Genomic DNA, 11,849 nt, shown 5'->3' with positions numbered 1-11,849 from the left:
AAATTCGTGCCATCTTCAAAGCTACAACATAAATACTGAGGCAGAGCATTTTTTATTTGTTATGATTTACTAGTGAAGGCAACCTACGGGGTTAGCCTCTTATAAGATGGATACTTTACCCATCTGTGTAACTCTGTAGGATCTAATTTTTGACTTGATAGCCAAAAGAAAATTCTTGAAGAAGAATTCTTAAAATCAGAATTCAGGAGTCAGAATTAATTACTAGAGGATTCTAACTCCTGACTCCTAAATTCTGTTTTGATAAAATCCAGGCTAATAACTTTAAGTAAACCAAGCAGGGTGTCCGAATAACTACCAAAGCCAACACCTGATAAAACCAGACTACCAAAACAGTTGAGCGATGAATAGTTTGTTTGGTAATTGGGCCAGCACCCTGAGAAAAAATTCCCTATTGCTGGTTCTTTCAATGGTGCTGCCAACGTTTGGAATTAGCAATTCTGTCTTGGCAGCAGAGCGGATTTATGCATCTTATTCAGCTTTAGAGCTTTCCATTTCAGTCACTACTTTAGAAAACTACGCCAAAACAGGTGTAATTAACAAAGACTTGGTAGCCTATCAGCAATATCTACCTCTTCAACAGCTTCAAGAATTGCGGCAGATTTTGCTTAATCGTGTGAAAGTTAGTCCGGTAGTAGTTTCGCAACTCCTCTACACACCCCAAGGAGAATTGTTGCTGCATCGGTTGGCGCAAGTGATTATAGCTAAATCTCCTCACCCAGAACCAGGATTTGATGCTTTGCGTTCGGCGCTAATTTTAGCCTCTGCTGAATCGGAAGGCTTGACACTTTTAAATGTGTTGCGTAAATATCCCAGCAGTACCATTCGCCTTGACGTAGCGCAGACTTTAGAAATAGCTACAGAATTAGAGAAACTTGTTAACCAAACCCATCGAGCGATCGCAGCAGTATCGATTGAGTCTAAAATAGAAGCTGCTACCATCAAACAACCAAATTTATCGCAATTACCCGATTTAAAGGTTCCGGGGAAGTTTAAGTCGCAAAAATACACCCAAAAGTTTTTCGACTCAACACGCAATCGGCTTTTATTAACTGATGTTTACATTCCCAATGTCCAGAATGCTGCACCGGTAATTGTGATTTCTCACGGGTTGGGTTTAGATAGCAGCAACTTTCAATATTTAGCCACGCACCTAGCTTCTTACGGATTTGCCGTTATCGTTCCTAATCATCCTGGTAGTGATGCTAAACAATTGCATTCTCTGTTGAATGGACACGTCAATGAAATAGCAGAACCAGGTGAATTTCAAGACCGACCAATGGATGTAACATATATTCTGAATCAATTGGAAAAAGGTAATCAATCTGATTCACGGTTTAAAGGTCGGTTAAATCTGCAACAAGTCGGAGTATTTGGTCAATCATTGGGAGGCTACACAGCCTTAGCCCTGGCAGGCGCTAAAATTAACTTTGAGCAGCTAAAACTTGACTGTCAACCAGCAGCACTGCAAAATACCTGGAATATGTCTTTAATGCTCCAGTGTCGCGCTTTAGAATTGAGTATCAGCAAGTCTGGCAAGGATTATAACCTGCGGGATGAGAGAGTGAAAGCTGCGATCGCAGTTAATCCCATTACTAGTTCTATTTTCGGCAAAGCTGGCTTAAGTCAAATAAAAACTCCAGTGATGATTGTCAGCAGTAGTGATGATACAGTTGCACCAGCTTTATCCGAGCAAATTTTACCTTTCTCTTGGTTAGCAAATTCACAAAAATATCTTGTCATGCTTGTAGGTGGCACTCACTTTTCCACTATTGGCAATGGTAACCCCGCTAATCAACAAGTAGCATTACCTGCTGATATGATTGGTGATGCTTCCCAAGCCCGTCGTTACATGAATGTTTTAAGTTTACCTTTCTTCCAAACATACATTGTCCGAAGATCACAATACATTCCTTACCTTAACGCCGCTTATGCTCAAAGCATTTCTAGTAAGTCGCTTGGTTTGAGTCTCGTCAAGTCATTGAATACAACCGAATTGGCACAATTGCTGGATATTAAAAGAGCCAAACCTGCAAAAAAAAAACTTCCCAACACCATAATCGGCTTCGGATTTTGGATGTTGGATATTGGTGTTGCGTTGTTGCATGTAATGATTTTTATTTGACTATATAGCGGTTCCCATTCAGATGAGGTACAGAATTATATCGCAAGGTCTAGGGGCACGGCAGTGCCGTGCCCCTACGAGTGTACGTCACGCTTGTCGGGAAACGCTATAAGGGAACTCCAAAAAATAAACTATTCCACATTAAAGTCGTTGACTGTTGACTGTTGACTGTTGACTGTTGACTGTTGACTGAAAACTCGTGAACCGTCAACGGTCAACAGTGAACAATAGCAATGGAATATTTTTTTACTTGGAAGTCCCTAAACAATTAGTTTGTTTATCAAACAGAATTCATCCGCCAGTCGTACAAAATTCATTCTGAATTCTGACTTATGACTCCTGAATTCTGTTTGATAAAGTTTCTCTCTTAGCAGTGTATTTAGCTAATTAGTAAAATCTTATTAACAGCTTAATAACTAATTAATAGCTTCATGATAAGGTATTCACCAATACTTTGAAAAGCATGGAGAAACTTTATGGCTCTTGTAACAGATTTTGTTGGTGGCTTTAAATATAACACACAGTACGTAACTGGAGATGTTGATCGAGATCGTGATAGCGATTTAATTGAAGTTTGGCAAGATGGAGGAGTATTCAAGTCCACAAGTTGGATTAATAATGGTCAAGGTTTATTTAATAATGCAGTAGTCACAGATTTTGTCGGTGGCTTTAGAGATAACACACAGTACGTAACTGGAGATGTTGATCGAGATCGTGATAGTGATTTAATTGAAGTTTGGCAAGATGGAGGAGTATTCAAGTCCACAAGTTGGATTAATAATGGTCAAGGTTTATTTAATAATGCAGTAGTCACAAATTTTGTCGGTGGCTTTAAATATAACACACAGTACGTAACTGGAGATGTTGATCGAGATCGTGATAGCGATTTAATTGAAGTTTGGCAAGATGGAGGAGTATTCAAGTCCACAAGTTGGATTAATAATGGTCAAGGTTTATTTAATAATGCAGTAGTCACGGATTTTGTCGGTGGCTTTAAAGATAACACACAGTACGTAACTGGAGATGTTAATCGAGATGGTTATGGTGATTTAATTGAAGTTTGGCAAGATGGAGGAGTATTCAAGTCCACAAGTTGGATTAATAATGGTCAAGGTTTATTTAATAATGCAGTAGTCACAGATTTTGTCGGTGGCTTTAAAGATAACACACAGTATGTAACTGGAGATGTTAATCGAGATGGTGCTGCTGATTTAATTGAAGTTTGGCAAGATGGAGGAGTATTCAAGTCCACAAGTTGGATTAATAATGGTCAAGGTTTATTTAATAACGCAGTAGTCACAAATTTTGTCGGTGGCTTTAGAGATAACACACAGTATGTGACCGGAGATGTTAATCGAGATGGTTATGGTGATTTAATTGAAGTTTGGCAAAATGGAGGAGTATATTCCTCCACAAGTTGGATTAGTAATGGTCAAGGTTTATTCGTTTAATGATAAAGCCATCACTGAGAGGATGTTTTAAAAGTGATTGGTTGTAATTTTAAGCACTTGTTTATCCCCCCTAACCCCGCTTTAATATGTATCAGGATTTTCGTGAATTGGTATCAGACTGATTTCAATACTGTTCGGTTAAGCCTAAAAAATAACTCCAATGTAGGTTGGGTTGAGGAACAAAACCCAACATTTTCGGGGATTTGTTGGGTTTCACTAAAGTTCAACCCAACCTACAAATCTTCTTAACCGAACAGTATTGAGACTGATTTAAATTAGGAACTACTAATTATTAATTATGAATTATCTTAGCCTAATCTCGAATTTCTATCTTGGTAATCAGCCATTCTTTGATTGTTTTCCCGCAAGTCTCAGAACTTTGACAATCATTGACGTTTTCTATCTGATAATACATCTCTACTTTTTTATTGATGTATTTATTTGGCTCGCAAATATCAAATGATGCACCGACGCTTTCATATAATTTACCTTTTTCATCAACAACATTAACGTAGCATTTTAAGTCTCCATTACGCATATCTTTGATAGTACCCAACATCGGCTTATCGTTAAGAATTTCATTATTTTTGTTATTCTTAATAGGTGTGTTGTCATTTGATGTTGAATTACTAGCTTTCTTAATACTTTCAGTATTATCTAGCTGATTTGCAGAAGTAGATTCAGAATTAACTGGGATAGTTGTTGCAGTCTCTGCTTGATTAACTTTATTCTCTTGAGAAGTACTCTTGCCAGAGTCTCCACAACTTGCAATCAACATAGAACAAAGAATTAATGTAGTAGTGAAGATTGTTTTTTTCATTTTATTTATGTTCATAAAACCCTATCGATGATTCTTTTGGTAAAAACATTAGACCAATAGTCAGCCCAGCAATTATTCTACTAGTTATATAGTGTATCCTATAAAACTTTCATAAACGTGGTATTTACTGGAGATGCTCGGCGTTATCTGCATTTTTTGTGTATTATCGGGTAAAGTGCTTAGAGAATGTATTTATCCGGGTTAAAGTGTATAAAATAATGCTTAGTATTGCCTTGATTACCAAATATTAATGCTTTAAGCATTAAATGAGTATTTAATAGAGTTTAGAAGCTGTAAGTATTGCTATTGTGTTATCTCAAGGTTTTCTCAACTTAAACAAACCATTTGACTGGACTTCCCACGACTGCGTAGCGCGGGTGCGAAAATTGTTGCGCCTCAAACGTGTCGGACATGCGGGAACCTTAGATCCAGCTGCTACTGGGGTTTTACCAATCGCCCTTGGTAAAGCCACAAGATTATTGCAATATCTGCCAGAAAACAAAGCGTACATTGCCACTATTCGGCTGGGTGTGCGTACTACAACCGATGATTTACAAGGCGAAATCATTACTTCTCAACCTTGTGCTGGATTGAGTTTGGCACAGGTGAAAAGCGCATTACCACAATTTGAAGGCAAGATTGAGCAAATACCGCCTAGTTACAGTGCAATCCAAGTGGATGGGAAACGCCTCTACGATTTAGCCCGCCAAGGTAAAACGGTGGAAGTTCCAGTGCGAACCGTGGAAGTTTTTCAGATAGATATTTTGGACTGGAGAGAAGGGGATTTTCCCGAATTGGATGTGGCGATCGCCTGTGGTTCTGGTACATATATTAGAGCGATCGCTCGTGATTTAGGTGCAATTTTAGAAACTGGTGGCACTCTTGCGGCTTTGATTCGCACCCAAAGCAGTGGTTTCGATTTAACAGATAGTCTCACTTTGACAGATTTAGAAACGAAACTACAAGCCGGAATATTTCAACCGATTTCTTCAGATGCAGCTTTACAACATTTGTCATCTGTTACTTTACCAGTAACAACCGCTCAAAAGTGGTGTCAAGGTCAGCGAATTTCTCTAACTTTTGATGTTCCTGAAATAGTGCGAGTTTATGATGAAGAGACTCGCTTTTTAGGTATTGGGCAATTACAAGACGAAATGTTGATCCCTCAAATGGTTTTTGAACCAATTTCTTAAAACTGTGATAATTTAAAGGTTTTAATTTGAACACATTTGGCGACAATGTGTAAAATTATCATTAACAGTAAATTAAATGGTAGCTGTACCCAATAACTGGGCAGATATTGAATCTGATATCATATATCAAACAACGAGTGATTTGCTAGTTTCCTTTAGCCAAGAGCAAATAAAACTGGGAATAAAATATGACCATAATGCTTCTTGTCTATGATGAAAATCTAGAATTTGTAGATGAAAATTGGCTTTTAGATATTAATTCCCCTTTTTTGGATATCAAAGTTTCTCACACCTCAATAAGCTGATGCGCGTCTAAACTATATAAACACTTTTGATATCGTTAACTGTTGACTGTTGACTGTTGACGGGTTTTCAGTCATCAGTCATCAGGTAAATGTACAATATTATTTGCGTAACAGCTTACAAGTAATGAGCGATCGCCATCCTACCTCTGCTGCACGTCTCAATGTCTACATCCAAGGTCAAGGATTCCCCATTCTGGGCTTACATGGTCATCCTGGTACTGGTCATAGTCTATCTGTCTTCACCAATCATTTGTCAAAACGTTATAAAACTTTTGCCCCTGATTTACGTGGATACGGCAAAAGTCGCTGGAATGGTAATTTTAATATGAATGACCATTTAACTGATTTAGAAGCGCTGCTAGACCGCTTTGAGATTGAAAAGTGTCTATTATTGGGATGGTCACTTGGGGGCATTCTGGCAATGGAACTGGCATTACGTTTGCCAGAGCGCATTACTGGGCTGATTTTGGTGGCGACAGCCGCAAAACCCCGTGGCAGTCATCCTCCTATCACTTTGCAGGATAATTTATATACTGGCGTTGCTGCCCTAATAAACTATATAAAACCGAGTTGGCAATGGAATATTGAAACTTTTGGTAAGCGATCGCTTTTTCGCTACTTAATCCAACAACATACATCTACGACTTACAACTATATCGCCACTGATGCAGTACCAGCTTATTTGCAAACCTCTGGTGCTGCTACTCGCGCCCTTTATAGTGCAATTCAATCGGGATACAACCGACTTCTAGATTTGGAAAAAATACAATGTCCTAGTTTAGTACTTGCTGGTGACCAAGACCGCCACATCACATCTGATTCCAGCTTAGAAACTGCTCAACACCTCAATAATTCTCAATGGCAGTGTTATCCCAACACCGCCCATCTTTTTCCGTGGGAAGTCCCCCAGCAGGTGCTGAATGACATCGATCATTGGATGGAAGTTCATCCGCAGGTAATTGGTTGTCAATAGTCTAATATTTCAAAAATTATTTCAAAAATTTTGACTATTGACGAAGAAGAAATGGAGAGGGAAGATGTGGTGAGACAATAAGTGAAAAAGACGCAAATAACCCGATAAAAGAATTTTTTGTGTCTCCGTGTCTTTACGTCCCCGCATCAGAGCATCCTTTTCATTCTCTGGCCTAACTTAAATTTGACCGCTAAAGACAGGCTTTACTTTGCGGTCAAATCTTTCCCCCAAGTCTTCAGCGATTGTTAAGTTATTAGGTTTACAGCGCTTGACACGCACAGAAATTCCCGTAGCTCCTTCGATCTCCAAATCTTCTATATATCCAATGCTTGACAATCTTGCTTCAGAAGAACTTAGAAATGGCCCGAAGTAGTATGTGCAACGGGGATTTTGCGTCACAATCTCTACCCACCAAGCCAAGCCGATGGAGTCGAATGTGTTAATTAACACTTCCTTGAGGTTATGCCAAATGGTTTTCATGGTTTTAGCCAGTTTATAAACGTCTACAGGGTGTTAAACGATATGTTGCTTTATTATCTTTTACATTTCTTTATACTCTGTTACTGTTATTTTTTCAAAGATATTTTTTGTAATTTATCTAGGTGCAGGGTATTTAGCGATCGCTGGCGATAAATTTCATAAAGCGTCATACCTGCTGCTACAGAAGCATTGAGGCTGGGAGTTTTACCTTGTAGAGGAATCGATACTAAGAAATCACAGGAGCGTTGAGTCAACATACTAAGACCTTCGCCTTCTGAGCCGATTACCAAAACGATTGGGCCAGTGAAATTGACTGTATGCACAGGTTCGCTTCCACTTGCAGCAGTACCGTAAATCCAATAGCCAGCTTCTTTTAATTCTTCTAAGGCGCGGCTGAGGTTGACAACTCTAGATACAGCAAAATTTTCTAAAGCGCCTGCTGCTACTTTCATCACAGTAGAAGTGATCCCAGATGCCCTTCTTTGGGGAATCACCAAACCTTGAGCGCCTATTGCTTCGGCGGTGCGAATAATTGCTCCCAAGTTGTGGGGATCAGTAATTCCATCAGCCACGACAATTACGGGATCGGTTACAGCTTTTGCCTGTTCAATTAGATCGGGCAATTCGATGTAAGCGTAGGGAGCAACTTGTGCCGCCACACCTTGATGATTAGCTCCATTGGTGAGATAGTCTAAACGCTTGGGTTCAACCTCATCAATAACAGTGCCATTTTCTTTCGCTTGCAAGAGAAAATGGTGAAAGCTGGGATCGTAGCGCAGACGGGTAGTAATCCAAAGACGGTTGAGATTGCGCTGATTTTGCAACGCACTCAATACTGGATGACGACCGTAGATGAGATCGTTATCTTCTTCTGTCGGTGTAGATACAAGCGGCGGGGAGAAGTTGCTATTTCGTTGGCGGGAGTTGTCAATGGGGTTGCTATCTATTTTCCTGGGATTGCGAGTCGGATTAGCAACATCTATTTTCCTGGGATTGCGAGTCGGATTAGCAACATCTATTTTCCTGGGATTACGAGTCGGATTTGCACCAGAGACAGGGTTGCTGTCTATTTTTCTGGGATTGCGAGTCGGATTAGTACCAGAGACGGGGTTGCTGTCTATTTTTCTGGGATTGCGAGTCGGATTAGTAACAACACGCTTACCCTGAATTTTTACAGGTTGCCCACGATTGGGTTCGTTAGAAGTTCTGACTTTTCTAGGTTTATTCTGCATTTGAGTTATAGATATAGCGTATGGTTGGTCATCACAATTACGTCAATTTCTTGAACCAAATCTACTGATATGGCTACTGTAAAATTAAGTTCTCACTCTTTTTCTACATGAAGCATTTGCAACAGTTCGGTTAGACGCTGGTAATCGGTGAGATATAAGTAGCCAATTAAGGTTTCTAGACTGGTTGCCTGTTGATAAATTTCGGGATTAAGTCGCTTAGGGCGTCCTGTAGCGGCGTTTCTACCCCGTCGGACAATTTCTAATTCGGTGTCCTTGAGATGAGGAATCAGCGATCGCAAATGTAGCGCTTGTGTTTCCGCTCTTACCTGCTCCACTACCAGACGATGGTAAATTCCTGCTCGCTGCAAAGGCAGCAGATAGAACATTCTAACATATAACTCATAAATTGCATCCCCCAAATATGCTAAAGCAGTAGGAGAAATTTGTTGCACTTGTGAGAGGGAAATCTGTTGGAATGGCGCTGTGGTTGTCAAGAGTGCTTGAGTCCAAGATAAACTCTGTTTGTGAGTTTCATCTTGTCCATCTAATAGCTTTTCCTCCTGTGACTTCACAATAAATCATTCCTTGACTGGCTATATTTGGCAGACATTATTTGCAAAGACTGATTTTTCTGAAGTAAGCCATAATACTATACTTAGCATAATCAATACTATCAGAAATAATTGCTAAATCTATCTCTTTGATTGAGAGTTGTCATAGTTCACCCTGATGTCAACGCTTCTAAACCAAATTTTGCCTACTTGTGGTCTGTCCCTAAGATAGGGTAAAATTTTGACATCAAACTCACCCTATTACTCTATTGAATTGTCATATTTACTAAGTAAGCGACGATTTTTGATTATACAGTATCAAGTCAAGTTTACCTATACACAAACCTGCTGGATTTGTATTTATGACAAATTTCTCAGACTTGATTGTTTCTCCAATAAGAAGCCAAAAATTACATACCCAAGAAGCGGGTGCTATATCTTTAATTATTGCTCAACTTTAAACATAATAGCTTAACTGGCTTTGTGCCTCTCCCACAAGGAGAGAGGTTTTCTGCCAGAAATGTTAAAAATTAAGCTATCCGATGTTGAATCTGGATAGCCGAATTGATCTCTCGGTTCAAGCAATCAAGACTACTTGACGTTTTCTAGAGCTTCTTCAACTGATTTTTGCAGGGAGAGAAACTTCTCTAGGCGAACAAGCTTGACCGTTTGAGTTACCCGGGCATTTGTGACGATTTGCAAAGTGCCTTCGGCAGTTTGAGCCTGCTTGGCTAGCTGCACCAAAGCACCCAAGCCAGAGCTATCAATAAAGTCGATTTGTGAGAGATCCAAAATAATATGCTTAGGCCCCTCTTCAATCTTACTGCCAAGTACCTTGCGAAATGTCGGCTCAGAAAAGGCATCTAACAAACCTGTGAGGCGGAATAGCTGACAGTTATCCCGGACTTCACGAGTGCCCCTCAGGCTAACGGTTAGATTCAATGGATCAGCAATAATTCCCTCCTCATGAGTTAAAGTGAACGCTCAAGTATAGATGGTTTTTGAGCAAGTTGTCTACAATCTACTGGAATAGGGGATTGGGGATTGGGGATTGGGGATTGGGGATTGGGGATTGGGGATTGGGGATTGGGGATTGGGGATTGGGGATTGGGGATTGGGGATTGGGGATTGGGGATTGGGGATTGGGGATTGGGCATGATGTATTAGTTCTTCTCCCTCATCTCCCCCTGCTTCCTCATCTCCCCATGCCCCATGCCCCATTCCCCATTCCCCATTCCCTATTCCCTATTCCCTATTTTTACCTCACTTCGGCTGTCTCGGCTTGACGGGCTGTTCGCATGGCTTGAACAAATTGCTCAAACAAGTAATCAGCATCGTGAGGGCCAGGACTGGCTTCTGGGTGATATTGGACGGAGAATACAGGTAGAGATTTGTGACGGACTCCAGCAATGGTGCGATCGTTTAAGTTCAGATGGCTGATTTCCACAACTGCCGTAGGCAAAGAATCTGGATCAATAGCAAAACTATGGTTTTGGCTGGTAATTTCTATCCGTTGTTGTAAACCGGCTGGCTGATTTAAACCACGGTGACCAAATTTGAGTTTATAGGTTTCTGCCCCTAGTGCATGACCTAAAATTTGGTGTCCCATACAAATACCAAAGATGGGCTTTTCACTTAACAGAAGCGCTTTGGCAGTTGCAATCCCTTCTGTGACGGCAGCAGGATCGCCAGGCCCATTTGAAAGAAACACACCATCTGGATTGTAATTGAGGATTTCCTCTGGTGGCGTATCAGCAGGCACAACAATTACCCGACAACCATAACTTGTTAAGCGACGCAAAATATTTCGTTTTACGCCAAAGTCAAGGGCCACAACAGTAAAGGGTTCCCCAAGATTTTCCGCAGCCTCCGAGTTGAATTCCCAAGCTGGAATTGTGGGATCTGACCATTCATAAGCCGTTGGGGTGGTGACTTCCCGAACCAGATTTAATCCTGCCATGTTGGGAGCCGCTTGTACCTGCTCTAGCAATTCCGACTCATCGAGAATAGTTGTAGAAATGCCACCGTTCATGGCTCCAAACATCCGAATTTTGCGGGTGAGGGCGCGGGTATCGATGCCGTAGATCCCTGGTACTTGGTTTTGTTTAAGGTAGTCTGGTAAGGATTGTGTCGATCGCCAGTTACTCGGACGGTGACAAATATTCCGGGCGATCGCACCCCGAACTTGGGGGCCATCTGATTCCTCATCTTCAGAATTTACCCCAGTATTGCCTAATTCAGGATAGGTAAAAATGACAATTTGACCGCAGTAACTTGGGTCAGTTAGTACTTCTTGGTAGCCGGTCATACCAGTGTTGAACACCACTTCTCCGATCGCGGTTCCCGTAGCACCGAAAGACCAACCGCGATAAGTGGTTCCATCAGCCAGGACAAGTAAAGCTGGTATTGCGTCAGACAGGGGCATAGTAAATTGGGGAGTGGGGAGTGGGGAGTGGGGAGTGGGGAGTGGGGAGTGGAAGAGGGTCAGGGGGAAGGGTGCAGACGAGAGTAATTTTTCCCCTGCTCCCCTGCTTCTTCCCCATTCCCCATTCCCCATTCCCTATTCCCTACTCCCCATTCCTCAATACTGCGATTGTTAATTATCCCATGAGTTGAGCAATTGGGAGTTTTTAGAGTAGTTAATTAAAATTAAAAGGGAATTAAATTAGCGGGAGTGGCTTTGGCAAAACTTGGGCGGTTA

Annotated in this window: 12 protein-coding genes; 5 read left to right on the top strand and 7 right to left on the bottom strand. The window is 41.0% G+C overall.

Going from position 1 to position 11,849, the window contains the following annotated elements:
• Window positions 1-361: 361 nt before the first annotated feature.
• Both D1367_RS01715 and D1367_RS01710 read left to right on the top strand, forming a co-directional pair.
• On the top strand, window positions 362-2,143 hold the full coding sequence (locus D1367_RS01715) for an alpha/beta hydrolase (RefSeq protein WP_118162130.1): 1,782 nt from the start codon (window positions 362-364) through the stop codon (window positions 2,141-2,143).
• Between the two features lie 476 nt (window positions 2,144-2,619).
• Window positions 2,620-3,594 (top strand): hypothetical protein, encoded by a 975-nt coding sequence (locus D1367_RS01710; protein ID WP_118162128.1) that lies wholly within the window; start codon window positions 2,620-2,622, stop codon window positions 3,592-3,594.
• A gap of 313 nt (window positions 3,595-3,907) precedes the next feature.
• Here D1367_RS01710 and D1367_RS01705 read toward each other — a convergent pair whose 3' ends face one another.
• Window positions 3,908-4,414 carry a hypothetical protein gene (locus D1367_RS01705; RefSeq protein WP_118162126.1) on the bottom strand — a complete coding sequence of 169 codons (507 nt, stop codon included), beginning with the start codon at window positions 4,412-4,414 and terminating at the stop codon, window positions 3,908-3,910.
• Between the two features lie 308 nt (window positions 4,415-4,722).
• Here D1367_RS01705 and truB point away from each other — a divergent pair, with 308 nt between their 5' ends.
• From truB to D1367_RS01695, 3 genes are all read left to right on the top strand, one after another.
• Window positions 4,723-5,607 (top strand): tRNA pseudouridine(55) synthase TruB, encoded by an 885-nt coding sequence (gene truB / locus D1367_RS01700; protein WP_118162124.1) that lies wholly within the window; start codon window positions 4,723-4,725, stop codon window positions 5,605-5,607.
• Window positions 5,608-5,683: 76 nt separating this feature from the next.
• On the top strand, window positions 5,684-5,821 hold the full coding sequence (locus D1367_RS31515; protein ID WP_220450996.1) for a hypothetical protein: 138 nt from the start codon (window positions 5,684-5,686) through the stop codon (window positions 5,819-5,821).
• 215 nt (window positions 5,822-6,036) lie between these two features.
• The gene (locus D1367_RS01695; protein WP_118162121.1) at window positions 6,037-6,885 is read left to right on the top strand and encodes an alpha/beta fold hydrolase; all 849 of its coding nucleotides are present in this window, start codon (window positions 6,037-6,039) and stop codon (window positions 6,883-6,885) included.
• Window positions 6,886-7,062: 177 nt separating this feature from the next.
• On the opposite strand, the gene D1367_RS01690 is transcribed toward D1367_RS01695, so the two are convergent.
• The 6 genes from D1367_RS01690 to carA all read right to left on the bottom strand — a co-directional run bounded on the left by D1367_RS01690 (window position 7,063) and on the right by carA (window position 11,573).
• Window positions 7,063-7,365: a DUF1816 domain-containing protein gene (locus D1367_RS01690; protein ID WP_118162119.1), complete on the bottom strand. Its 303-nt coding sequence runs from the start codon at window positions 7,363-7,365 to the stop codon at window positions 7,063-7,065.
• Between the two features lie 86 nt (window positions 7,366-7,451).
• On the bottom strand, window positions 7,452-8,597 hold the full coding sequence (gene rlmB, locus D1367_RS01685; protein ID WP_118162116.1) for a 23S rRNA (guanosine(2251)-2'-O)-methyltransferase RlmB: 1,146 nt from the start codon (window positions 8,595-8,597) through the stop codon (window positions 7,452-7,454).
• Between the two features lie 92 nt (window positions 8,598-8,689).
• Window positions 8,690-9,169 carry a Mini-ribonuclease 3 gene (locus tag D1367_RS01680; protein ID WP_118162114.1) on the bottom strand — a complete coding sequence of 160 codons (480 nt, stop codon included), beginning with the start codon at window positions 9,167-9,169 and terminating at the stop codon, window positions 8,690-8,692.
• 570 nt (window positions 9,170-9,739) lie between these two features.
• Window positions 9,740-10,090 carry an STAS domain-containing protein gene (locus D1367_RS01675; RefSeq protein ID WP_052304556.1) on the bottom strand — a complete coding sequence of 117 codons (351 nt, stop codon included), beginning with the start codon at window positions 10,088-10,090 and terminating at the stop codon, window positions 9,740-9,742.
• A 72-nt stretch (window positions 10,091-10,162) separates the two neighbouring features.
• Window positions 10,163-10,369 (bottom strand): hypothetical protein, encoded by a 207-nt coding sequence (locus tag D1367_RS30325; protein ID WP_118162108.1) that lies wholly within the window; start codon window positions 10,367-10,369, stop codon window positions 10,163-10,165.
• A gap of 37 nt (window positions 10,370-10,406) precedes the next feature.
• Window positions 10,407-11,573 (bottom strand): glutamine-hydrolyzing carbamoyl-phosphate synthase small subunit, encoded by a 1,167-nt coding sequence (gene carA, locus D1367_RS01665; RefSeq protein WP_118171030.1) that lies wholly within the window; start codon window positions 11,571-11,573, stop codon window positions 10,407-10,409.
• Window positions 11,574-11,849: the final 276 nt, after the last annotated feature.

The organism is Nostoc sphaeroides, from assembly GCF_003443655.1.
GTDB classification, from domain to species: domain Bacteria; phylum Cyanobacteriota; class Cyanobacteriia; order Cyanobacteriales; family Nostocaceae; genus Nostoc; species Nostoc sphaeroides.
The sequence above is the reverse complement of the archived record's forward strand: the minus strand, read 5'-3'. Positions and strand labels throughout refer to the sequence as shown.